20 protein-coding genes are annotated in these 26,317 nt (G+C 30.7%); all 20 read left to right on the forward strand.

Features of this window, described 5'->3' with window-relative positions; all coding sequences use genetic code 11:
- Positions 1-183 precede the first annotated feature (183 nt).
- The 20 genes from Q0L44_RS03280 (at position 184) to Q0L44_RS03375 (ending at position 26,313) form a co-directional block, all read left to right on the forward strand.
- Positions 184-387: a LytTR family DNA-binding domain-containing protein gene (locus Q0L44_RS03280; RefSeq protein ID WP_296635230.1), complete on the forward strand. Its 204-nt coding sequence runs from the start codon at positions 184-186 to the stop codon at positions 385-387.
- A 34-nt stretch (positions 388-421) separates the two neighbouring features.
- Positions 422-1,501: a diphosphomevalonate decarboxylase gene (locus Q0L44_RS03285; RefSeq protein WP_296635232.1), complete on the forward strand. Its 1,080-nt coding sequence runs from the start codon at positions 422-424 to the stop codon at positions 1,499-1,501.
- A 25-nt stretch (positions 1,502-1,526) separates the two neighbouring features.
- Positions 1,527-1,931, forward strand: a complete 405-nt coding sequence (locus Q0L44_RS03290) for a hypothetical protein (RefSeq protein WP_296635235.1) — start codon at positions 1,527-1,529, stop codon at positions 1,929-1,931.
- 51 nt (positions 1,932-1,982) lie between these two features.
- The gene (locus tag Q0L44_RS03295; protein ID WP_296635237.1) at positions 1,983-2,909 is read left to right on the forward strand and encodes a mevalonate kinase; all 927 of its coding nucleotides are present in this window, start codon (positions 1,983-1,985) and stop codon (positions 2,907-2,909) included.
- 10 nt (positions 2,910-2,919) lie between these two features.
- The gene (locus Q0L44_RS03300; protein WP_296635239.1) at positions 2,920-3,837 is read left to right on the forward strand and encodes a geranylgeranylglycerol-phosphate geranylgeranyltransferase; all 918 of its coding nucleotides are present in this window, start codon (positions 2,920-2,922) and stop codon (positions 3,835-3,837) included.
- 36 nt (positions 3,838-3,873) lie between these two features.
- The gene (locus tag Q0L44_RS03305; protein ID WP_296635243.1) at positions 3,874-4,722 is read left to right on the forward strand and encodes a pseudouridine synthase; all 849 of its coding nucleotides are present in this window, start codon (positions 3,874-3,876) and stop codon (positions 4,720-4,722) included.
- Between the two features lie 438 nt (positions 4,723-5,160).
- Complete coding sequence (locus Q0L44_RS03310; protein WP_296635245.1) at positions 5,161-6,189, forward strand: formylglycine-generating enzyme family protein; 1,029 nt, start codon at positions 5,161-5,163, stop codon at positions 6,187-6,189.
- A 720-nt stretch (positions 6,190-6,909) separates the two neighbouring features.
- Entirely contained in the window at positions 6,910-7,737 is an 828-nt protein-coding gene (locus Q0L44_RS03315; RefSeq protein WP_296635248.1) for an SDR family oxidoreductase, read from the forward strand.
- A gap of 93 nt (positions 7,738-7,830) precedes the next feature.
- Positions 7,831-9,018, forward strand: a complete 1,188-nt coding sequence (gene uxuA, locus Q0L44_RS03320; RefSeq protein ID WP_296635250.1) for a mannonate dehydratase — start codon at positions 7,831-7,833, stop codon at positions 9,016-9,018.
- Between the two features lie 26 nt (positions 9,019-9,044).
- Positions 9,045-9,887 (forward strand): 5-dehydro-4-deoxy-D-glucuronate isomerase, encoded by an 843-nt coding sequence (kduI, locus tag Q0L44_RS03325; RefSeq protein ID WP_296635252.1) that lies wholly within the window; start codon positions 9,045-9,047, stop codon positions 9,885-9,887.
- 4 nt (positions 9,888-9,891) lie between these two features.
- Positions 9,892-10,686: a gluconate 5-dehydrogenase gene (locus Q0L44_RS03330; RefSeq protein WP_296635255.1), complete on the forward strand. Its 795-nt coding sequence runs from the start codon at positions 9,892-9,894 to the stop codon at positions 10,684-10,686.
- Between the two features lie 63 nt (positions 10,687-10,749).
- Positions 10,750-11,913 (forward strand): DUF4861 family protein, encoded by a 1,164-nt coding sequence (locus Q0L44_RS03335; RefSeq protein WP_296635256.1) that lies wholly within the window; start codon positions 10,750-10,752, stop codon positions 11,911-11,913.
- Between the two features lie 14 nt (positions 11,914-11,927).
- Positions 11,928-12,914, forward strand: a complete 987-nt coding sequence (locus Q0L44_RS03340) for a TRAP transporter substrate-binding protein (protein ID WP_296635259.1) — start codon at positions 11,928-11,930, stop codon at positions 12,912-12,914.
- Positions 12,914-13,384: a TRAP transporter small permease gene (locus tag Q0L44_RS03345; RefSeq protein ID WP_296635261.1), complete on the forward strand. Its 471-nt coding sequence runs from the start codon at positions 12,914-12,916 to the stop codon at positions 13,382-13,384. The genes Q0L44_RS03340 and Q0L44_RS03345 overlap by 1 nt, the downstream gene beginning before the upstream one ends.
- Positions 13,385-13,387: 3 nt before the next feature.
- Entirely contained in the window at positions 13,388-14,686 is a 1,299-nt protein-coding gene (locus tag Q0L44_RS03350) for a TRAP transporter large permease (protein WP_296635264.1), read from the forward strand.
- A 57-nt stretch (positions 14,687-14,743) separates the two neighbouring features.
- Positions 14,744-16,150 (forward strand): glucuronate isomerase, encoded by a 1,407-nt coding sequence (uxaC, locus tag Q0L44_RS03355; protein ID WP_296635267.1) that lies wholly within the window; start codon positions 14,744-14,746, stop codon positions 16,148-16,150.
- A 230-nt stretch (positions 16,151-16,380) separates the two neighbouring features.
- Positions 16,381-19,509 carry a TonB-dependent receptor gene (locus tag Q0L44_RS03360; RefSeq protein ID WP_296635269.1) on the forward strand — a complete coding sequence of 1,043 codons (3,129 nt, stop codon included), beginning with the start codon at positions 16,381-16,383 and terminating at the stop codon, positions 19,507-19,509.
- Between the two features lie 11 nt (positions 19,510-19,520).
- Complete coding sequence (locus Q0L44_RS03365; protein ID WP_296635271.1) at positions 19,521-21,431, forward strand: RagB/SusD family nutrient uptake outer membrane protein; 1,911 nt, start codon at positions 19,521-19,523, stop codon at positions 21,429-21,431.
- 37 nt (positions 21,432-21,468) lie between these two features.
- The gene (locus tag Q0L44_RS03370; protein ID WP_296635274.1) at positions 21,469-24,558 is read left to right on the forward strand and encodes a SusC/RagA family TonB-linked outer membrane protein; all 3,090 of its coding nucleotides are present in this window, start codon (positions 21,469-21,471) and stop codon (positions 24,556-24,558) included.
- 24 nt (positions 24,559-24,582) lie between these two features.
- Positions 24,583-26,313, forward strand: a complete 1,731-nt coding sequence (locus Q0L44_RS03375) for a RagB/SusD family nutrient uptake outer membrane protein (RefSeq protein WP_296635276.1) — start codon at positions 24,583-24,585, stop codon at positions 26,311-26,313.
- Positions 26,314-26,317: the final 4 nt, after the last annotated feature.

The following is a 26,317-nucleotide window of genomic DNA, read 5'->3' on the forward strand; positions in this document are numbered from 1 at the left end:
ATTATACATTCTTTAGTGCAGGTTCATCTAACCAAAGTTTTATTTTCTGGTTTTCGAGTATTTTAAGTATCGTTTCAATAGTTGCTTCTTACAGTTTTATGTATCAAATAATTCCTGATTATTTAATACATTAAAAAGTATAGTCAATTTACTTTATATACCATCTATGCTTTTTTGTTTAGCATGTGTTTGGTTTGTAGAGAAACCATTACTAATTTTGAAGAAAAACTACCATCTCAATTATTTATACGTTCGCACAGATCTTTTATTGTAGCTTTTAGAAAGATTAATTCTTATACTAATGAATTTTTAGAAATTAAAGATAAAACTGTGCCAATTAGTAGAAGTTATAAAGAATCGGTTTTAGATAAATTAGCAGATGTTTAGTTATACGTTTATATTTGTGATAAATTTTTAGACTTTGAGTACAGATCAATTTTTAGTAAAATCAGATTTAAATTTAGTTAAAAACGCAAAATTTACATGGAAAACACCTAGTAATATTGCTTTGGTAAAATATTGGGGGAAAAGTAATCCTCAAATTCCTAAAAATGTATCTATCAGTTTTACACTAAATAATTGTCATACAATTACTACCATCGAATTCGAAAAAACAAACAAATCATCTGAAGTTACTTTCGATTTGTTTTTTGAAGGAGAACAAAAAGAAGAGTTTAAGCCAAAAATTGCAGAATTTTTTAAAAGAGTAGCAGATTATTGCCCTTATATTTTTGATTATAAAATGATCATTCATTCAGAAAATTCATTTCCACATTCTAGTGGAATTGCGTCTTCTGCAAGTGGTTTAAGTGCTATTGCTATGTGTTTAATGAGTTTAGAAAATGAATTAATAGCAAAATTACCTGAAGATTTTATCAATAAAAAAGCGTCATTTTTAGCAAGATTAGGTTCAGGAAGTGCAAGCAGAAGTATTGAAGGGCCATTAGTTGTTTGGGGTAAACATCCAGAAATTCCAGAAAGCTCAGATTTATTTGGAGTTCAGTTTCCTTTTAAAGTAGCTCCAATTTTCGAAAACTATCAAGATGTTATTTTGTTAGTAGATAAAGGAGAGAAACAAGTATCAAGTACTGTTGGTCATAACTTAATGCACAACCATCCTTATGCTACAAATAGGTTTCAACAAGCAAATGATAATCTTACTAAAATTTCAAATATTCTAAAAGAAGGTGATATCAAAGAGTTTATTCATCTGGTTGAAAGTGAGGCTTTAACTTTGCATGCTATGATGTTAACCAGTACTCCTTATTTTATTTTAATGAAGTCAAACACGCTAGAAATTATCAATACAATCTGGGAGTATAGAAAAACGACTAATAGTAATATTTGTTTTACACTAGATGCAGGTGCAAATGTACATGTGTTGTTTCCAGAAAATGAGAAAGAAACCGTTTTGCAATTCATAGATAAAGAGCTGTCAAAGTTCTGTCAGAAAAATCATTATATTTGTGATACAGTAGGTTTAGGAGCTGCAAAATTGTAGTAAAACTGCTGTTAATAAGCCTTTTATGAATCTAAAATTACTATTACCTTTATTTTTTTTAACCTTTTTTTCGTTCTCAACCCAAGCACAATCTAAAGTGTATTTTGATTCAAATTGGAATGTAGTAACCAAAGAAAAAGCAGTCTATTACAGAACTATTTCTGATAATAAGTCTAAAAAAGAATGGATTATAGATTACTACATTTCAGGTAAAAAAGCGCAAGAAGCTAATTATATTAAAGGTAATCCAGATGGTAAATTTTTAATATATTACAATACAGGTGAGTTAAAAAGCATTGGTTTTTATGAAGATGGTTTAAGGGAAGGTGTTTGGAAAACTTATGATAAAAACGGAAAAATTATACAAAAAGGGAAGTATAAGAATGATGAAAAGGTGGGAGTTTGGAAAACTTTTTACAAAAACTTATAAATCCTATTAGAATAAATAATCGTATTTTTGTGAAACAATTGTAAAAGAAAAATGAAAGGTCCGTTATTTTATGCTAAAATACTTCTGTTTGGAGAATATGGAATTATAAAAGATTCCAAAGGTCTGGCCATTCCATTTAATGCATATAGAGGTGCCTTAAAGTCTTCTACAAATTTAGAAGGTGCAGCTAAAGATTCTAATGCAAATTTGTTACGCTTTTACAACCATTTATCGCAATTAAATTCTGATAAAGTTACTTTTAACTTAGAGGCTTTTAAAAATGATGTTAATAGTGGAATGTACTTTGATTCTTCTATACCTCAAGGTTATGGAGTAGGAAGCTCAGGAGCTTTGGTGGCATCAATCTATGATAACTATGCTACAGGTAAAATTACAGTTTTAGAAAATTTAACAAGAGAAAAGTTATTAAAGTTAAAAGAGATTTTTTCTTTAATGGAGTCTTTCTTTCATGGTAAAAGTTCAGGTTTAGATCCTCTAAATTCGTATTTAAGTTTACCTATTTTAATCAATTCTAAAGAAAATATTGAGCCTGCAGGTATTCCTTCTCAGAAAGAAGGTAAAGGAGCTGTGTTCTTATTAGATTCTGAGCAAATTGGTGAAACAGAACCTATGGTTAACATTTTTATGAATAAAATGAAAAACGAAGGGTTTAGAAAAATGATAAGCGAAGAGTTTGCAACTCATACAGATGCTTGTATAGAAGATTTTTTATCTGGTAATGTATCTTCTTTATTTGGTAATGTGAAAAAGTTATCTAAAGTTGTATTAAAGAACTTTAAGCCAATGATTCCTGATGCTTTTCATAAAATTTGGGCTCAAGGTATTAGTACAAATGACTATTATTTGAAACTTTGTGGTTCTGGAGGTGGAGGTTACATCTTAGGTTTCACTGAAGATTATCAAAAGGCTCAAGAAAGTCTAAAAGACTATAAATTAGAATTAGTTTATAGATTCTAAACCATTTCTTATGAGTTCTTCTAAAATGAAGACTTTCTTAAAAAAAATTTTTAGTTTACTATCTGTTGTAAGAGGTTACAATATTTTAGTCTTAATAGCTGCTCAGTATTTAGCAGCTATATTTATTTTCTCGCCTAAACATTCTATTAGAGTTGTAGTTTTTGATTTACATTTATTATTCACAGTTATTGCAACTGTCTGTGTTGTTGCTGCTGGTTATATTGTTAATAATTTTTATGATGTAAAAGTAGATCGAATTAATAGACCAGTTAAAACGGGGGTAGATAATTATGTGAAGCAAGAAACCAAACTTAGCTTATATTTTATATTAAATTTTATCGGGTTTATATTCTCATGTTTTGTTAGTTGGAAAGCAGCACTTTTCTTTTCTGTATATATTTTCGGAATTTGGTTCTATTCTCACAAGTTAAAGAAGTATCCATTAACGGGTTTAATTTCTGCAACTGTATTAACCATTCTGCCTTTTTTTGTGATTTTTGTATACTATAAAAATTTCTCAGAAATAATATTTGTGCATGCTATTTTCTTGTTTTTTGTAATTATGGTTAGAGAATTAATCAAAGATTTAGAAAATATGAAAGGCGCTTTGGCTAATAATTACAATACTTTTTCTGTAGCTTACGGAGAAAGAAAAACAAAAGAATTGTCCATTGTATTGCTCATTTCTACCATTTTTCCAATTGCAATATTATTTAAGTTTCCAGAGTTGAGTTATATGAAATATTATTTTTATTTAGCTTTAATTTCGCTAATAGCTGTTGGTGTTTTTCTATGGATATCAAACAAGAAGAATCAGTATAGATTATTACATAATACCTTGAAAATATTGCTTTTAATAGGTGTTTTTTGTTTAGTTTTTATAGATACTTCATTACTTTTAGAAAAGGTAATAGATAGCCTACATTAGAAATCTAATTTAAGTACCTTTGCCAAAATTTATAAAATGAACTCAAATAAAAACTCGTCGAGAAGACGACTTGAAGGCAACAATAGTAAGCCTCTAAGTAGAAAACCATCTAACAAGAGAACTTCAAAAAAAGACGCTAATAAATCGTCAAAACCAGGTCAAACTAATACATTAACAGGAATTCGTTTAAACAAGTATATTGCCAATTCTGGAGTTTGTTCTAGAAGAGAAGCAGATACTTATATTGAGCATGGAAGTGTAAAAGTGAATGGAAAACTGGTTACAGAAATGGGCTATAAAGTTCAGCCAGATGATGTTGTACAGTTTGATGGTACGTCTATTACACCAGAACAGAAAAGGTATATTTTACTAAATAAACCAAAGAATTACATAACAACAATGGATGATGATCGTGGAAGAAAAACGGTTATGGACCTTGTTGCAAACGCATCAAAAGAGAGAATTTATCCTGTAGGACGTTTAGATAGAAATACAACAGGTTTATTATTGTTTACCAATGATGGAGATTTGGCTAAAAAGTTGACACATCCAAAGCATAATGTGCGTAAATTATATCATGCATCTTTAGACAAAAAACTAGATTTAAAAGATTTAGAAAAATTAAGAGGTGAGGTAATTATTGAAGGTAGAAAGGTGTTTATTGATGCGGTTTCTTATGTTGATGGTCAGCCTAAAACAGAAATTGGAATCGAAATTCATTCTGGTAGAAACAGAATTGTTAGAAAGATTTTTGAGCATGTTGGTTACAAAGTAAATAAATTAGATAGAGTTATTTTTGCTGAGTTGACTAAGAAAAATTTACCAAGAGGTAGATGGAGAGCTTTAACAAATCAAGAATTGACCAATTTACAAATGATGAAATAATAGCTTTTATTAAAAATTAGACATAAACCTTTTAAGAATTTTCTTAAAAGGTTTTTTATTTGGTGTACATTATAAAAATCAGTCAGTTTTGCTGCTAATGAAATGGTTTTATGATCGATATCGTATTTAGGATTAATTTCTTACAATCTCAACTATTTTTGTACTACAAGGGGTTTCGTATTTCTATTTGGGTATAAAATTTGTAATCCTATAAAATTTCATTTTTTAAATATTTATTGGATACATGACTCTAATTCTTAAGAATTTTACTAATTTTTATTTGATAAAATTAAGAAAACTTCAGAACTATTTCTATTTAATTTTTAATATAAATTTAATTTTTCACGAATTCTATTTTAATTATTTTATTAAGTTTTAAACTGATTTTATTTTCTAATTAGTAGTTTTGTTTTTAAATTATAAAATAAGAAAAACTTTATGAAAAAATTTTTAGTTCTTTTATTTTTTCTTTCTCTAAGTTGTAATAAAGATTCTGTCATTGATACTCCAGAGGGTATGGTTTGGGTCTCAAAAAAAACTTTTTTACTTGGTGCAAAAAATGCTGATAAATATGCCATGCCCAGAGAAAAACCTGCGCATAAAGTAACTGTAGACGGATTTTATATAGATATAACTGAGGTAACTAATAAACAATTTGAACAATTTATTAAATCAACAAATTATATTACTGTTGCAGAGAGAAAAATAGATTGGGATGAAATAAAAAAGCAACTACCATTAAATACATCAAAACCACATGATTCCATTTTGCAACCAGGTAGTTTAATATTCAATAAGAATATTGACGTTGTAGTCAACATGAATAACTATAATCAATGGTGGACATGGAAGGTTGGAGCAAATTGGAAACATCCTGAAGGTCCAGAATCTTCGCTTCTTGGTAAAGAAAATTATCCTGTAGTTCATATTGCTCTAGAAGATGCACTAGCTTATTGTAAATGGGCAAACAGACGATTACCTACTGAAGCTGAATGGGAGTCTGCTGCCCTAGGAACTAATAATAATACTATTTATACATGGGGTAATAATTCAGAAGAATTAAATTTTAAAGCCAATACTTGGCAAGGCCAATTTCCCACTAAAAATGAATCAAAAGATGGTTATGAACTTATTGCACCTGTTATGTCTTACCCTCCAAATAGTATCGGTTTATATGATATGACAGGTAATGTATGGGAAATCACAAGTGATTTATTCAATGTGAATTATTACAGACATATAGATATTTCTAAAACAATCTTAAATCCAAAAGGAGCTAAAACATCATACAGTCCAAGTAACCCTTACGAAAAAGAATATGTTATGAAAGGAGGTTCTTTCTTGTGTCATGTTTCTTATTGTGCAAGTTTTAGAATCTCAGCTAAAATGGGATTTGCTGTAGACTCAGGGTCTGACCACATGGGATTTAGAACTATAGCAACAAAAGAGATGCTTTTAAAGAATTAAAAAAGGTTCATTCAGAAAAAATAATATTAGATCTTTCGATATTTCAAATGAGTTATTTACTATTGTAGAATAATCGGTTTTTTTAATCCTTATTTTTTATGATTATTATGTTTTGTAAATGAATTAATCAGTTGAAAATCTAATTCATATCATTATTTCTGTACTTTCTGCTTACTTGAGCTAGTGCTATTCTTGTAGAAAACACCAATTTCTAACTTAAATATTTTGTTTCGTAATCTCCTAAAGTTTTTGATTAATTGATGTTTTGAATTGATCTAAATATATTTTCAATTTTCTTGTTTAATTTTTATTAAATTATTGTTTAGAAATTTTTTACTTTATTTTAATGCAAAATTGTAAAGGATATGTTAGCGTTTCTAAAATTAATTTTGTTTCTTAGTATTCTATTAAACCAATTTAGAAAACCATTTGTTTGTTTGATATAAGTTTGCTTTCTCTTGGGTAAATAATTACATATCTAATTTTATATTAATGTAAAATTATTCCATATATTCTTTAAATATTTTATTTTTTGAAATGATGACATAGATTTTATAAATATTAATCTTTTCATTTTTTACAATTATATTGTTTAAAAACAGTCAGTAAGGTAGTTTTGTGTTTAATAAATACGCTTACCAAGATAGTACAGGACATGAAGTTTATTTTAAAATATTAATTTTATTTATTAATAAATTGTAATATATATTTTAAGTTTTTATGAGTAAAATAATAGTAATAACTGGTGCAGGAGGAGTGTTATGTAGTACAATGGCAATCGAACTTGGAAAGCAAGGTCATAAAATAGCTGTATTAGATTTAAGAGAGGAGTCTGCAAATAAAGTAGCAAAAGAAATTAAAGATGCAGGAGGAGAAGCTATTGGAGTTGCTGCAAATGTTCTAGAAAAAGATTCTTTAGAAAAAGCAAAAGAAATTGTTAATGATGCTTTTGGTAATGTAGATATTCTAGTAAATGGAGCAGGAGGTAATCATCCTTTAAGTACCACTTCTAATCCATTTTTTGCAATTGAAGATTTAAAAAATACAACAGAAGGATTTAAAACTTTTTTTGATTTAGATCCAAAAGGAATTGAATTTACTTTTAACTTAAACTTCTTAGGTTCTTTAATACCTACTCAGGTTTTTACTAAAGACATGGTTGGTAGAGAAGGATGTTCTATTTTAAACATCTCTTCAATGAATGCCTATACACCATTAACCAAAATACCTGCATATAGTGGTGCAAAAGCAGCTATATCTAATTTTACACAATGGTTATCAGTGCATTTTTCTAAAGTAGGTATTCGTGTAAATGCTTTAGCTCCAGGGTTTTTCTTAACAGATCAAAACCGCGCATTATTAACTAATGAGGATGGAAGTTTAACGCAAAGAGGGCAGCAAATTATAGATCAAACACCAATGGGACGTTATGGGACTCCAGATGATTTAATTAGTGCTACCAAATTTTTATGTGATGATGCGTCAGCTTTTGTAACAGGAATTGTAATTCCTATTGATGGTGGTTTTTCAGCATATAGTGGTGTATAATAAAGCTTTTTCTCAATTATATATTCTTATAATCTTTTAAAACTGATTTTTTATTAATGCAGCGAAAGCTAAATATTAAAAACAATTAGAACAATGACTCAAAATTTAGAACAAACTTGGCGTTGGTATGGGCCAAATGATCCAGTTTCTTTATCAGATATCAAACAGTCAGGAGCAACAGGGATTGTTTCTGCATTACATCATATACCAAATGGAGAAGTTTGGACAATTGAAGAAATTACGAAAAGAAAAGAACTTATAGAAAACGTAGGTTTAACATGGTCCGTAGTAGAATCTGTGCCAATCCACGAAAATATTAAAACTAAATCGGGAGATCACAAACTGTACATTGAAAGATACAAGGAAACATTACTAAATTTAGGTAAATGCGGAATTGACATTGTATGTTATAATTTTATGCCAGTTTTAGATTGGACACGCACCAATTTAGATTATGAAGTTTCTGATCAATCTACAGCATTGCGTTTTGAAGCTGCTGCTTTTGCTGCTTTTGAGTTGTATTTGTTAAAAAGACCAGGAGCAGAAAATGAGTATTCAGATGCTCAAAAGCAAAAAGCTTCTGAATATATACAGAACGCATCCGAAGAGGAGCAAACTAAGTTAGTACGAAATATTATTGCTGGTTTGCCAGGAGCAGAGGAAGGGTATACTTTAAAGGAATTCAATCAAATATTAGCAACGTATAAAAATATTGGACCTAAAGAATTAAAAGCAAACCTGTTTTCGTTTTTATCAGAAATTATTCCAGCTGCAGAAAAAGCTGGTGTATTAATGTGTATTCATCCAGATGACCCGCCATTTCCAATCTTAGGTTTACCAAGAGTAGTATCCACAGAACAAGATGTTGAAGATATTTACAATGCAGTACAATCTCCAAATAATGGATTAACATTCTGTACAGGATCTTTTGGTGTAAGAGCTGATAATGATCTAACAGGAATAGTAGAGCGTTTAGGGGATAGAATTCACTTTATTCATTTAAGAGCTACAAAACGTGATGAAGATGGAAACTTCCATGAAGCAGATCATTTAGAAGGAGATGTAGATATGTATGCAGTACTAAAAGCCTTAATTTTAGAGCAGCAAAAAAGAATTGCAGTTGGAAGACAAGATATACGCATGCCTTTTAGACCTGATCATGGACATAAAATGTTAGATGATTTAAAGAAAAAAACCAATCCTGGTTATTCAGGTATTGGGCGTTTACGTGGTTTAGCAGAATTACGTGGATTAGAGTTAGGAATCAGACGTTCTTTATAAATATAAACAAACACAAAAAAATAAAAATGGCAACTACTTTTGAAACAAGATATGCTTCAAGCCCGCAAGCAGTAAAAAAATACGATACACAAGAATTAAGAGATGAGTTTTTAGTTCCAGATTTAATGCAACCAGGAAGTATAAAGTGGGTTTACACTCATTATGATAGATATATGGCAGGTGGAGCAGTTCCAACTTCAGAGGCTTTAACTCTAGAAACGATTGACCCTTTAAAATCTGATTACTTTTTAGAAAGAAGAGAAGTTGGAGTTATTAATGCTGGAGGAACAGGAACTATTATTGCTGATGGTGAAAAATTTAAAATGTTGCATAAAGACGCTTTATATCTTGGTAAAGGTGTAAAAGAAGTTGTTTTTAAAAGTGATGATGCTAACAATCCAGCAAAATTTTACATGAATTCTGCACCTGCACATTCAGCTCATCCAACAAAACAAGTTACCAAATCAGAAGCTAATAAAATTGAGTTAGGTAGTTTAGAAACTGCAAATCACAGAACAGTAAATCAAATGATTATTGGCGGCATTGTAACTACTTGCCAATTACAAATGGGAATGACAGAATTAAAAATAGGTTCTGTTTGGAATACTATGCCTGCTCACGTCCACGATAGAAGAATGGAAATATATTATTATATGGACATTATGGATGAGCAAGCAGTTTGTCATTTTATGGGAGAACCTCAAGAAACACGACATATTTGGATGCAAAATCACGAAGCTGTAATTTCTCCACCTTGGTCTATTCACTCAGGTTCTGGTACATCTAACTATACATTTATTTGGGGTATGGCTGGAGAAAACCTAGATTACAATGATATGGATGTTGCAAAAATTACAGATTTAAGATAATAATATGTCTCAAACACTATTTGATATTTCAGGAAAAGTAGCTTTAGTAACAGGTTCTACACATGGTTTAGGAATGTCTATGGCTATGGGATTAGGAAAAGCAGGTGCAATCATTGTTGTAAATGGTAATTCATCACAAGAAAAAATAGACAATGCAGTGGCTTTGTATAAAGCAGAAGGAATTAACGCTTTTGGCTACAAATTTGATGTTGCTGACGAAACTCAAGTTATTGCTGCAATTTCTAAAATTGAGGCTGAAGTTGGTAATATTGATATTTTAGTAAATAACGCAGGAATCATAAAAAGAACGCCACTTGCAGAAATGGAGGTAGCAGATTTTAAACAAGTGATTGATATAGATTTAGTAAGTCCTTTTATCGTTTCTAAACACGTTATTAAAGGGATGATGGAACGTGGAGCTGGTAAAATTATTAATATTTGTTCTATGATGAGCGAATTGGGTAGAAATACTGTAGGAGCTTATGCTGCAGCAAAAGGTGGTTTGGTAATGCTAACCAAAAATATGGCTACAGAATGGGCACGTTTTGGTGTGCAAGTTAATGGTATTGGACCAGGATATTTTGCAACTTCGCAAACTGCTCCAATTCGCGTAGATGGACATCCGTTTAATGATTTTATCGTAAATAGAACACCTGCGAAAAAATGGGGTGATCCTAATGATCTAGCAGGAGCGGCAGTGTTTTTGTCCTCTAAAGCAAGTGATTTTGTAAATGGACATATTTTATATGTTGATGGAGGAATTTTAGCAACAATCGGGAAACCTTCAAACGAAGAATAAATTAATAATAACATCCTATACTATTTTAAATAGTGTAGGATGTTTTATAACAAAGCATTTATAATGAAAAAAATAGTTTTCTTTTTTCTAACCGTTTCTCTTTTTATTAATTGTGATAAAAAAGCAGAAATTATTTCTACAGTCACAATAAAAAACAACTTATCTATTGATAGAGAATTTGAAACAGTAGAGTTTGATATTTCTAGTATATCTTCAGAGGAAACTGTTGGTTTAGTAGTTTTAGATGCTGAAAATAAAGTTGTTACTTCACAAATAGTCGATACAGATTTAGATGGTAAAAATGATGTGATTTTATTTCAACCATACATAAAAGCAAACGATACGAAAACATATACTTTGTCAATTTCTGATGAAAAGAAAGACTCAATAACAGATTATTGTTATTCGCGTTTTGTGCCAGAAAGAACGGATGATTATACTTGGGAAAACAATAGAGTTGCCTTTAGAACTTTTGGGCCAGTAGCTCAAAAAATGGTAGAAGATGGTATAAAAGGAGGAACATTATCAAGTGGAATAGACGCTTGGTTAAAACGTGTAGAGTACCCAATTATCAATACTTGGTACAAAAGGAATGATGTTAAAAAAGGAGCCTATCATAAGGATTATGGTGAGGGTTTAGATAATTTCCATGTTGGTGTGAGTCGTGGAATTGGAGGTACTGCTGTAAAAGTAGATACTTCGTATTATTTTTCTAAAAACTATACTTCTTATAAAACTATTACAACAGGCCCAATTAGAACAAGTTTTATATTAACCTATGCGACTTGGGATGCTAATGGAAAACAAATAGATGAAACCAAGCACGTTTCTTTAGATTATGGTCAGAATTTAACACGTTTTGAAATTGATATAAATGGTACAGAAACCATATCCTCAGGAATTACTTTACACAAGAAAACAGGAGTTACAAATGAAGATGATGCTAACTTTTGGGTTAGTCATTGGGAGACTTTAGATGATTCTGAAGTAGGAACAGGAATTGTAACTACAAAACCATATTTTTCTGGTTCAGAGAAATATGTAACCTCAAGAAAGGATGAAAGCAATCATTTTTTACACTTAAATGTTTTAGATCATAAAGTTGTTTTTTACAGCGGTTTTGGATGGGTAAAGAGTAAACAATTTAATAATCAGCAAGAATGGGAAAATTACTTGGCAGATTTTTCTAAAAAAATAAATAGTCCTTTGATTGTGACTAAAAACTAAATTAACTTATAAAAATGAAGACACCTCACTTTTTTCAATATCTATTTGTGCTAACCATTTCAGTATTTGTTTTGGGTTGTCAATCAGAAACATCAATTACGACTTTACGATTAGGTCATTCTTTAGATACTCAGCATCCAGTACATAAAGCTATGGTGATTTTAGGTCAGGAAATAGAAAAGCAGTCACAAGGAAAGTTAAAATTAAACATCTATCCAAGTGGACAGTTAGGAGGAGAAAGAGAGTGTTTAGAATTGTTACAAATTGGTAGTTTAGATATTACAAAAGTATCTGCTGCAGTTTTAGAAAATTTTATCCCAGAATACAAAGTTTTTAGTGTGCCATATATTTTTAGAGATAAATCACATACGTTTAGCATTTTTGACAGTAATATTGGAGAAAATTTATTATTGAAAGGTGAGAAATTTAGACTTCGAGGTTTAACTTTTTACGATGCAGGTAGTAGAAGTTTTTATATGAAAGAAGCACCTATAAAATCGCCATCAGATCTAGTAGGAAAAAAAATTAGAGTACAAAAAAGTAATATGGCTGTGGCTATGGTAAATGACTTGGGAGGTTCACCAACACCAATTTCTTGGGGAGAATTATATACTGCATTACAACAAGGAGTTGTTGATGGAGCAGAAAATAATCCACCAAGTTTTTTTACGTCTAAGCATTATGAAGTTTGTAAATATTATTCTTTAGATGAGCATACTGCTGTGCCTGATGTTTTATTAATTGGAACAGATACTTGGAGTCGTTTAAATAATGAGCAAAAAATATGGGTAAAAAAAGCAGTAAAAGTAAGTACAATAGCACAGCGTAAATTATGGGCAGCATCGGAAAAAGAATCTTTAGCTGCTGTAAAAAAAGCGGGTGTAGAAGTGGTTTATCCTCAGAAAAAACCTTTTGAAGAACAAACTAAAGGGATATTGAAAATGTTTGATGGAAATGAAGAAATGAAAAATTTAATTACTTCTATAAAAAATCAACAATAATGAGATCAAAAATTGACAGTGTTTTAGAAAAGTTACTGCTTATTATTTTAGTATTAATGTTAGTAAGTGTGGTTTGGCAAGTGTTTTCAAGATTTGTTTTACAAGCTCCAAGTACCATGACTGATGAAATTTCAAGTTTCTCATTAATTTGGATAGGATTACTAGGCTCTGCATATGCAGCTGGTAGAAACTTGCATTTAGCGATTGATTTAATTTCAGAAAATATTGTTAAAAAAAGGCAAGGTTTTTTTAACGGAATTGTTTTTATCTCCGTTGCTTTTTTTGCATTTACAGTAATGATAATTGGCGGATTTAGGTTAGTTCAATTGAGTTTTCAATTTGGCCAAACATCAGCAACTTTAGAAATTCCATTAGGATTTATTTATATGGTAGTCCCTATTTCAGGAATTTTAATTTGCTATTATAGTATTGATACACTTTTAAATCTAAGAAAATTAAATAAATCATAATTTATGAATTTAGTAGAAGTTTTTATTTTAGTAGTTAGCTTTTTAATTTTCTTATCTTTAAGAGTTCCCATTGCATTTGCTATTGGTTTAGCAGCACTATTTACATTATTAAGCGCAATGCCTTTTTTGCCATCCGTAACAACTTTGGCGCAAAGAATGGCAACCTCATTAGATAGTTTTACTTTGTCTGCTATACCATTTTTTATCCTTGCAGGACAAATTATGAATAGAGGTGGAATTGCAGTCCGACTCATAAATTTTGCCAAAGCCATAGTTGGACCACTTCCTGGAGGTTTGGCATTTGTAAATATTATTTCATGTATGTTATTTGGAGCTATTTCTGGTTCTGCAGTAGCAGCAGCTTCAGCAATTGGAGGTTTTATGAATCCTATGATGGGAAAAGATGGTTATGATAAATCTTTTAGTGCTGCAGTAAATATTACGAGTGCAACAACTGGTTTAATTATTCCGCCAAGTAACGTGTTAATTGTGTATTCTTTAGCAAGTGGAGGTGTCTCTATTGCAGCATTATTTATTGCTGGTTATGTGCCAGGTTTGTTAATTGGGTTGGCTTTAATGACTGTTGCATTAGTGTATTCAATCATAAAAAAATATCCGACAGATAAGATGGTTGGTTTTAAGGTTTTCTTTAAAAGGTTTATTGATGCTTTTCCAAGTTTAATGTTGTTAGTGGTTGTTATTGGTGGAATTGTAGCTGGAATTTTTACAGCCACAGAAGCATCAGCAATTGCTGTAATTTACACCTTAGTTTTAGGTTTTGTATACAAAGAAATTACAATTAAAGATATTTCTCCAATTTTATTGGAAACGGTTAAAACATCAGCAATTGTATTGTTATTGGTTTCTACTTCTATTGCAATGTCTTGGGTGATGAGTTATGAGAATATTCCACAAGAAATTAGCAATACCTTATTGGCAATTAGCGATAATCCAATCGTAATTTTAATCATCATTAATTTAATTTTATTATTTGTTGGTGTATTTATGGATATGACTCCCGCAGTTTTAATTTTTACACCAATATTCTTACCAATTGTTACAGAATTAGGTATGAATCCTATTCATTTTGGAATTATAATGATTATGAACTTATGTATTGGACTTTGTACACCACCTGTAGGCTCTGTACTCTTTGTTGGTTGTAGTGTTGCCGATTTAAAAATACAGCAGGTTATAAGACCTTTGTTACCTTTGTTTTTGGTAATGATTGCAGTATTACTTTTAATTACATATTTTCCAGAATTAACACTTTGGTTACCAAGACAATTTGATTTGCTGTAAAATCAAATTTAAAATTTATACTTTATAAATAATAAGATGAATCTCAAATAACTTTTTATGAATACAACTCATTTTATTACTGATGCTTTTTTATTGCAATCAGATATTGCTGAAATGCTTTATAATAAATATGCAAAAGATTTACCTATTATTGATTATCATAATCATTTATCACCACAATTGATTGCAGATGATAAACCAATAAAAAATATTACTGATGCTTGGTTAAATGGCGATCATTACAAATGGCGAGGAATGAGAGCCAATGGTATTGAAGAAATTTATATTACTAGTGATATAACTTCTAAAAAAGAAAAATTTTTAAAATGGGCAGAAACTGTTCCGTACACATTAAGAAATCCTTTGTTTCATTGGACACATTTAGAATTAAAACGCTATTTTAATATTGATGAACTTCTACAGCCATCGACTGCAGAAACGATTTATGAAAAAGCAAATTCTATTTTAGAGCAAAAAACACCTGCCCAATTATTAGAAGATATGAAAGTTGAGGTTATTTGTACTACAGATGATCCTACAGATAGTTTAGAATATCATAAAATAATTGCAGAAAAAGGATTTTATACAAAAGTATTACCAACATTTAGACCAGATACTTTATTACTAATTGGAAAAGAGAATTTTTCGAATTATATAAATAAATTATCTTCAATTGTTGGTTTTCCTATAACTAATTTATCAGATTTATTAAAGGCTATTAGTAATAGAATAGATTATTTTAATGATTTAGGTTGTAAACTTTCAGATTATGGAGTAGATCAATTATATGCTTATGATTTTACAGAAGAAGAAGCAAATACTATTTTTAAAAATGGTTTAAAAGGAAATTTTATCTCAGAAGATGAAGTGAAAATTTATTCTTCCTGCATATTATTTAATTTATGTAAAATGTACCACAACAAAAACTGGGTACAACAATTTCATTTAGGAGCATTAAGAAATAATAATACTAAACTTCTAGATCAAATAGGGTTAGATGCTGGAGTAGATTCTATTGGTGATTTTAGTTATGCAAAAAACATGTCAAATTTATTCAACAAATTAAATATTGAAAATTGTTTAGCAAAAACAATTACTTATAATTTAAATCCATCTGAAAATGAGGTTTTTGCAACAATGATGGGTAATTTTAGCGAAGCTGGAGTTCCTGGTAAAATGCAATGGGGCTCTGGTTGGTGGTTTTTAGATCAAAAAGAGGGTATGGAAAAGCAGCTTAATACACTTTCTAATATGGGGCTGCTAAGTCGTTTTGTTGGAATGTTAACTGATAGTCGTAGTTTTTTGTCATTTCCAAGACATGAATACTTTAGGCGTATTCTATGTAATGTAATTGCAAAAGATATTCAAAAAGGACTGGTGCCCAATGATATTGAATTTATTGGAAAAATGATACAAGATATTTGTTATAATAACGCGAAAAATTACTTTAATTTTCAAAACTAAGATTAAAAAAAATATTATTTAGTTTTTTTCTTGTCTCTTTGAAAATATTTTTAGGAATTAGATAATTTAAATCACTTAATAGGTAAAATAACAAAGTTATCAGTACAGTACAGGATACTGAAATTGTTAAACATTTGTAAAATTGTTATTGGTAAGTTGAATTCCTAATAATTGCATTTTACATGAATTCAATCAAATAAAATAATCATATGTTAAATTTTAAACTTAAAATGAAATTAAAACAAAAAAGCAAGAGATCAGTTCCATCATTTATGGTAATGCTTTTTGTGATTACTTGCAGTTTTTCATCAATTAATTTACAAGCACAAGAAAAAGTTACTGGAGTTGTAAAAGATGAGGGAGGTATAACCTTACCAGGTGTAAGTATTCTTCAAAAAGGAACACTGAGAGGAACTCAAACAGATTTTGATGGAAATTACACCATAGATTTAACAGTTGGTGAGAGAATTTTAGTTTTCTCTTATTTAGGTTTTAAAACTGTGGAAATCCCTGTAATGGGTAAAAAAGTTGTTAATGTAATTCTAAAGGAGGAGGCAGAAAGCTTAGATGAAATAGTAATTGTTGGTTATGGAACTCAAAAGAAAGAGAGTGTAGTTGGTGCTATTTCACAAGTAAAAGGTGATGATTTAATGAAGGTTACAGCTGGTATAACTAATGTTGAAGAAGCTTTGCAAGGTAATTTACCTGGAGTTACTGCTATACAAGGTAGTGGTGTTCCTGGAGAAAACAACATGAGAATATTTGTTCGTGGTAGAAGCTCTTGGAATGGTGAAGGTGGTCCGCTTGTGCTTGTAGATGGTATTAAGAGATCGATGTCAGATATCGATATGAATGATATTGAAAATATTTCTGTACTTAAAGATGCTTCTGCAACTGCAGTGTTTGGTGTAGAGGGAGCTAATGGAGTAGTAATAATTACAACAAAAAGAGGTCAGGTAGGAAAAGCGCAACTTCAATTAAGCGTTAATTCAACTATTAAAATGGTTTCTCAATTACCAGAAAAACTAGATTCTTATAATGGTTTTTTAGAAGCAAATAGTGCTATATTGAGAGGTTTAGCACAGTCTCCTAATACTTGGAATAATTACACACCTTTAGATATTGTAAATAGATATCTTAATCCTACAAGTTTAGAACAAAGTTATGTTTATCCTAATGTTAATTGGGAAGAAGAATTATTGAAAGATTTTGCGCAAGATTATAGAATTAATTTATCTATACGTGGTGGAAATAAAAAAGCCAAATATTTTGGAAGTTTAGCATATCAAACAGTAAATGATATTTTTGATGGAGGAAGATATGATAATGGAAGAGGATATTTAGGTGAGTATAGATATGATAGATTTAACTTCAGGTCTAATATCGATTTTAATATTACAAGTACGACAGAGTTATCGGTTAATTTAGGAGGGTTTTTAGGGATTAGAGAGAGTCCTGGGAGTCTTGGTAATGTAACAAATGGTTTGTACTTAATAGCTCCAAGTCTTTATCCACCTGTTTATCCAGATGGTTTGTATGGTAATCCTTTTAGCTATTTTAATGTATATGTAAATCCTGTTCAAACTCTACAGGGTTCTGGTTATAATACTTACAGAAGTTTCCAGATTAATTCAGATTTTATATTAAAACAAAAATTAGATTTTATAACGAAAGGTTTATCTTTTAAGGGACGATTCTCTTTAGATAATACCCAGAGAAGTAGACAAAATTTAAATGATGGAGGTGTAATTTATAGAGTCTATGATGGTGATCAAGAAAATCTTCTTATTCCAGATGTAACTAATAGATTCGGTTATGTGCAAGATCCTTGGAATTTAGGAACTTTAGAAGTTGAAGAAGGTCAACGATCTAGAAGATTGGTGTATGATTTTTCATTTAACTATAATAGAACATTTGCTGAAAAACATAATTTAACAGCACTATTTTTAGTAAGAAGGCAGGAGTCTGCAACAGGAAGTGGTGGTGTAGCAGCTTTTCCAAGGTATCGTGAAGATTGGGTAGGAAGAGTTACTTATAACTATGATTTAAGATACTTTATAGATATTAATGGTGCTTACAATGGTTCTGAACAATTTGGTCCAGGATATCGTTTTGACTTATTTCCCTCTGTAGCATTAGGGTGGACAATATCAAACGAATCTTTTATGGAAAAAAGTGAGGATTGGTTAAATCAACTTAAAATTAGAGGCTCTTATGGTCTTGTTGGTGATGATAATTTTAGAGGAAATAGATGGTCATGGCTTACGCAATGGGAATCTGGTTTATCTGCATTTTTAGTGCCTAGTAGTTATGGAGGGCGTTCACCTTATACATTTTATAGAGAAGCGGTAGTTGGTAATCCAAGCCTTCAGTGGGAAGAAGCAATTAAATATAACATAGGAGCTGAGTTTAACCTTTTTAATGGTTTATTAACTGGTGAGTTAGATTATTTTGCAGAAGATCGTGATAAAGTAGTAGTTCTTAATTCTCAAACTCAACCAGATTTTGCAGGTACATCAGCTGCAGCTATAAATAAAGGTGTTGTTGAGGTTAGAGGTTATGAAATCGTTTTAGGGTCTAATTATACTTTTGGTAACGGTTTAAATTTGTTTGGTAATTTTAATTACACACAGGCTATAGATAAAATAATAATAAGAGATGATCCAGCATTTCAGGCTGATTATCTTAATGATGCTGGATTTAATATTGGTCAAGGAAGAACAGCTATCCCTGCTGGTATTTTAACAAGTTGGGATGATATTTATAGTTCCACACCACAAAACCAAAATCAAACAGATGTGCGCCCTGGTTATTATGATCTTGTTGATTTCGACGGAGATGGTGTTTACAATAATAATTTTGATAATGCACCTTTTGGGTATCCAGAACAGCCACAAAGAACTTGGAGTGCTACTCTAGGTGCTAAATACAAGGGTTGGAGCATCTCTGCACAGTTGTATGGTACTCAAAATGCTTCTAGATTGTTTAGTAATCAAGTATTTAGTAACTCAACACCAATAATATTCGCTCAAGATTTGGATTATTGGACTGTAGATACGCCAAATAATACAGATACCCAACCGTCATTTGGAGTTCCGGCTGCTACCAATCCAAGAGATAACTGGTTAGATGGTTCTTTAACAAGACTTAGAGCAGTTTCTTTATCGTATGATATACCAAAAAAGACATGTGAAAAATTGGGTTTAAAGAAACTTCAGGTTTTTGCAAATGGTAATAATTTATTCTTATGGTCAGATATGCCAGATGATAGAGAGTTTAATACTTCAGGAACTGCAAGAGCAAGAGGTGATTATCCAACTTTAAAAAGATTTAACTTTGGTTTTAATATGAATTTTTAATAATTATTATAATGAAAAACTATACAATAAAAATATTATTAATTTTAAGTCTTGTATTCTCATTTTCATGTGAGGACTACTTAGATGTTGCTCCAGATGCAATTATAGACGAAGAGGTGGTTTTTTCTACGTTTAAAAATGCACAGGGTTTTGTTGAAGAAATGTATGCTTTAGTAGTTTCATATGAACAACAAGGACATACTTTCCAAGATTTTCTTTTAGGTGATGATGGATTTGTTGATAGACCTACTAAGGCTAGTGGCGATATTGATGCAGGAAGATTCAATGATGTAATACGAGATAATTTTATTTACTTAAACAATCATTATAACTCTTCATACGGCTCTTCAGGGACTAATTCAGCTAACGTTGAGAATACGAACGCTTTTAATAGGCAAAGACCTGGGGTATATGATGGTAGCTTACGTGGTATTCGTAAAGCTAATATTGTAATTAGAAATGTAGAAGAATTAAATTTAATGGTAAATGCATCCCAAGCAGAAAAAGATGTTATTCTCGGACAAGCCTATTTTTTTAGAGCTTTTTTTCATAATGAAATCATGAAATTCTGGGGACGCTATCCATACATAGATGAAGTGTTAGTTGCTGATTTTGAATTAGTAAGACCAGATAGTTATAAAGAAACTGCTTTACGAGCTAATGAAGATTATAAAAAAGCGATTGAATTATTACCTGTAGATTGGGATAACGAAATTTATGGACAACTTACACTAGGAGAAAATTTAGGTAGGCTTACGAAAGGAACAGCATATGCTTTTCAGGGCAAAAACCTGCTATTAGCAGCAAGTCCTTTAATGAAAGGTAACAATGTTAGTGTAGCAACATATGACTACGATACAGAATTATGTGATATGGCAGTTGAGGCTTTCTCTGGAATTCTTAAGTTGGCTGATCAAGGACGCTATCGTTTAGCCAATTCATTAGATGAATTAGATGAAGTTTTTTGGAAATCTTCAGCACCAGGTTCATGGCCAGGAGCTTCAGAATTTATATTCGCTGCAACCGGTGGTAGTCAGGGACAAGCTACAAGATTTATGGCATCTGGAGTAGCCAAAGATATTCATACCACTTCTGCTGGATATGAAGTTATTAGTCCTACTCATAATTTTATTCATAATAACTTTGGGATGTCTAACGGACTTTCTATCGAGGACGATATTAGTGGTAAATACGGTCCAACTTTGTTTGACCCAACTAACCCCTTTGAAAACCGAGATCCTCGTTTTTATAAATGGCATATTATAGATGGAGATGTTATAGATCCTGGAGCTGATGATAAACATAAAATTGCTCAACTTTGGTTTGAATCTTCTTCAGTTAGAGGTGTTCATCGAAGTAGTAATGCTGAAAATATTAAAATTCTGAATAACACAGGGTATATGTGGACCAAATTTTACCCTAAAGTTGACGGTAAGTTTCATAATAAAGCGAATCCTATCATTAATCAATACGTGGGAGTGCGAATGCACATGAGACTTACAGACGTTTATTTAATGTATGCAGAAGCTTTACATGCATCTAAGGGAGCAAGTATAGCATCAAATTCTTACAACTTAACTGCTGAGGGAGCTATTAATCTGTTGCGTAATAGAGCAGGTATTCCTAATGTAAATTCTAATATTGTTTCAAACAACGAAGATTTTATGGAAGAATTAAGAAGAGAAAGAGCTGTTGAGTTAAGTTATGAGGCACACAGATGGGTAGATATTAGACGATGGGGAGTAGCTCATTTAGATAAATACAAAAGAAAATTAGCTTTAGATTTTCCAAAAGATAGAAGTAGTTTCACAGAATCACTTATTGTGGAAAGAATTTGTGAGTTCCCAAAACATTATTGGTTACCATTTCCTGTTGAACAAACATTACTTTACCCAGGTTTTACACAAAACCCAGGATGGTAGTAATTTGCTAATTCGTTTTAATTAATATATATAAAAAATGAAGAAAACTAAAATATATAAGTTGTTTACGCTAACCTGTTTATTGTTTTTTTGCTTTTGTAATGTTACAATTGCTCAAACACAGAATTCAAAATTAAAAGCAACTGTAGTTGATAAACAAGGAAATCCTTTAAAAGAAGTTAATGTTTTAACTTCTAATGGGGAAAAAGTATCTACAGATGCTAATGGGAATTTTCAAATTAAAATGCTTAATGAAGAAGATACCTTTACTCTTGAGAAAAAAGGATTTATTTCAAAACTTGTCAATGTACTTGATATAGATGGAGATATTATTTTAAAGAAATCTCCTCTCCTTGCATCTGAAGATGATACAATAAAAATGGGAGTTGTTACAAAAAATGTTAGAGAGATAACTGGCGCTATTTCAAAAATTAACCCAAAAGAACGTTTATTATTCGATAACACTCAATTCTTAAGAAACTATATAAATGGTTTAACTTTAGGTGTTAGAGGTTCAGATAACATAAGAGGCATAGGTAGTGCTATTTTTGTTATTGACGGTGTAATTGGTCGTGATCCCAACATTTTAAATATGGAAGAGGTAGATCAAATAGCTGTTCTTAAAGACGCAAATGCTATAGCATTATATGGAAGTCAAGCAAGAAACGGGGTTATAGTAATTAATACAAAAAGAGGAAAAGTTAATAGAAAAGAAGTTAATGTTAACGTTCTTTCAGGTTTTAGAACTCCTGTTTCTTTACCAAATTACTTAGGTTCGGCTGATTATATGACTCTTTATAATGAGGCCCTTACTAATGATGGTGTAGCTGTCGATGATGGACGAAGATTTTCAACTGAGAGAATTCAAAATACCAGAAATGGTTTAAATCCTTTTGAATACCCTGATGTAGATTATTATTCTAGCCAATTCATTAGACCTGTTACATCTTTTACCAATGTAATTACTGAATTTTCAGGCGGTAATGAAAAGAATCAGTATTATGTAAATGTAGGTTTGAATATTAATGATGCTTGGGTAAATATCAATGATGATATAAATGCAGGTTCTAATCGTTTTAATGTAAGGGGTAACATAGATTTTAAAGTAAATGATTGGATTACCAGTAGTTTAGATGGTATAGTAGTTGTAAGTAACAATAGATCATCTAGATCAAATTTATTGAGACAAGCCACTACTCTAAGGCCCAATCTTTATTCGCCATTTTTACCTTTAGACGCTATATCTACTAGTGATCCTGAAGTTGTTGGACAACTACTTGCCGCAAATACTTATAATGGAATGCTTTTAGGATCAACCCAACAATTTGGTGCAAATTCACCTATTGCTTTAGCAATAGCAGGAGGTTATCAGAATACCGTGTTTCGATCTACACAGTTTAACAATACTATTAATTTTGATTTAGATAGAATAACTAAAGGTTTATCTGCTAAGACTTATTTAAGTTTTGATTTTTATGATTCTTATAACGCAACAATAGCAAATCAATTTAAAACTTATGAACCAATCTGGGAAGGTAATAAAATAAGAAGTTTTAATGTTTTTGGTGAAGACCTTAAAGATCAAAGAGAAAATCTTAGTACAAACGATTTTATTTCTCGTTTTGGTTTTTATGGACTAATAAACTATGATACTACTCTTGCTAAAGATCATTCTTTGAATACAACTTTTTTAGCTTTTTATAATTCTCAAAGACAAAATGATGCTAAGCAAACAGATATCGATTCTCATTTTGGGTTTCAAACTTCTTATGACTATAAAAAGAGATTATTTATTGATTTAACTGCAACTTATGCAAATTCTTTAAAATTACCAGAAGGAAATAGAGGAGCTTTATCACCTACTGCAGGTATAGCTTATATTTTAAGTGAAAACTCTTTTTTGAAAAACAATAATTTTATTAACTACCTAAAAATAAAGGTATCTGGTGGTGTTATAAAATCTGACAGAGGTATTACTGCTCTAAACAGTGGTGGGTCAGTTAATAATGCTTCTAGTGCTTATTACTTATATGACTCAAATTACTCTAATGGGAGTAATATTAATTGGGCAGATGGGAACTCTAATAATATACAAACTCTAACACAAGGAGAAAATTTAGACTTAACATTTGAAGAACGTATTGATTTTAATTTAGGTTTTGAAGCTAATTTAATGAATTCTCTCTTTATAGAGGCTAATTATTTTAAAACCGAATTAGATAAACAAATTACTTTCTTACAAGATCAATACCCTTCTTATTATGATGATTTTAGACCATATGTTAATTATAATAAAAATTTATACACTGGTTTTGAGCTAGGTATAAATTATAATAAAACTTATGAAGACCTCTCAGTTAGTATGGGTACTAATATTTTATATAGTCAAACAGAAAGATCTAAGATATCCGAGGTTTTTGCCGAAAACTATTTACAAAGACAAGGAAGAGAAATTTCTACAATTTTTGGGTTAGTTGATCAAGGGTTTTATTCTGAAGCAGATTTTAACTCAGATGCTAACGGTAATAGAGTTTTAAATACTGGTTTGGCTCAACCTCAATTTGGTAATGTTCAACCAGGAGATATAAAATATCAAGATCAAAATGGAGATAATATTATTGATAATGATGATAGAGTAGCAATAGGGCAATCTAGTAGTCCTTTAACGTTTGCTTTTAATCTTAATTTAAGTTATAAAAGGCTTAGCTTTTTTGTTTTAGCAACAGGACAGTCAGGTTCTATGGGTAATAGATTAGATAGTAGCTTTAACCAATATTATTCAGTTGATGGTAATGATAAATATTCAGAAGTTGTATTAGGAAGATGGACACCCGAAACTGCAGACACAGCTACATTCCCTAGGTTATCATCGGGTACAAATCAGAACAATTTCAGAAATTCTACATTTTGGCTTTATAATAATAACTTTTTTAATATTAGCCGTGCACAGTTTACTTATGAATTTTCTGATGCTGTATGTAATAATATGGGTGTTGAAGATTTTAGTTTTAACATTTCTGGAACAAATTTATTCGAGATTTCTAAATATAAAGATATACGTCAATTAAGGATAGGTTCAGATCCTCTGACTAGATCTTTTACTTTGGGATTAAGAATGTCATTTTAATAAAATTTTTAAATTATAAAATAAATGAAAAGTTTAATAAAAAATATATTAATTGTATTTGTTTTTGCAAGTTTTATTGGTTGTGAAATTGAACCAATTGATGAAAACAGATTAAATTTTGATAATCTTAGTAACTTTCCTGAAAAGGCAGAAGGAATATTATTAAATGGATATACGGGATTAGTTAATCAATACTCCTTTTCAGAAGCAGCTACAGATGATGCCATAAATAATAATTTAAATAATAATTATAAGCGCATCGCTTTAGGTGAATTGAATGCACAATTTAATCCTACATCACGTTGGAATAGCTATGAACGTGTATTCTGGGTAAATAAATTCTTAGAAATTATAGATCGAGGAGAAACACAATGGAGTCGAGACACATTAACTAATACAATGTTTGAAATGCGTATGAAAGGAGAGGCTTTGGCATTAAGAGGTTTACATCACTTCTATATCCTCCAAGCTCATGCTGGGATAGGTCAATCTGGAAATTTATTAGGTATTCCTTATTTTACTGAATTTATTGAAGCAGATGGAAACTTTAATGTCCCTCGTCAATCTTTTGAAGACTCTGTTCAATCTATTATGGCTGATTTTAATGATGCACTTAATTTATTACCAACAGATTATGGTTTAAGCCAAGGGCAACTAGATCCATGGTATTCAAATTTAGAAGGTTTTGATTATGATAAATACGGAATAGTAAATGATAATTTCTTTGATTTACGTATTTCTGGAAGAATTGTAAAAGCTTTAAAAGCACGTTTAGCACTTTTTGCAGCAAGCCCCTCATTTTTAAATAATCAAAGTTATTATGAAATGGCAGCAGATGATGCATCTAAGATTTTAAACACAATTGGCGGTGTTGCTGGTTTAGATCCAAATGGTATTGAGTTTTATGCATCTGATAATAACATTCAGAGTAGAGAATCCCTTTGGAGAGGCTCTATAGCTGGAAATAGTACTGCTTTTGAAAAAAGAATGTTTCCACCATCAGTAAATGGAAATGGTGAAATAAATCCGACTCAAAACTTTGTAGATGCATTTCCTATGTTAGATGGAGCTCCAATAAATGAATCTAATATTTATATTTATGACCCACAAAACCCTTATGCAAATAGAGATCCAAGATTAGAAAAATATGTTGTTGTTAATGGTGCTGAATTTGGAGGAGGTATAATTAACACCGGTGTTGGTGGAGGTAACGATAGGTTAGATTCTATACCTGGGCAGTCTACAACTACTGGGTATTATCTTAAAAAATTATTGCAACCTGAAGTTAGAATTAATAATGATGGGACAACGCAAGGTAAAAGACATGCAGACGTATATTTTAGATATACGGAATTGTATTTAATATTAGCAGAAGCAGCTAATGAAATTGACGGTCCAGATCACCAAGTTAATGGTATCTCTGCTCGTGATGTAATCGCAGCAATTCGTAATAGAGCTGGAATTTTACAACCAGATAATTACTTAGCATCGATTTCAACAAAAGAAGATATGCGTAAGCTTATTAGAAATGAACGTCGTTTAGAATTAAGTTTTGAAGGGCATAGATTTTGGGACTTAAGAAGATGGGGGTTACCTCTAAATGAAACAGCTAAGGGTTATTTTTTTGATGGAAATAATTACTCTGAATTGCCTTCAGTTGAAATTAGAAACTACCAATCATTTGCAACTTATATGCCTATTCCAAATTCGGAGATTTTAAAATTTTCTGAACTTGAGCAAAACAATGGATGGTAGTGTG

The sequence above is a fragment of the Polaribacter sp. genome (genome assembly GCF_024639685.1).
Taxonomy (GTDB): Bacteria; Bacteroidota; Bacteroidia; order Flavobacteriales; family Flavobacteriaceae; genus Polaribacter.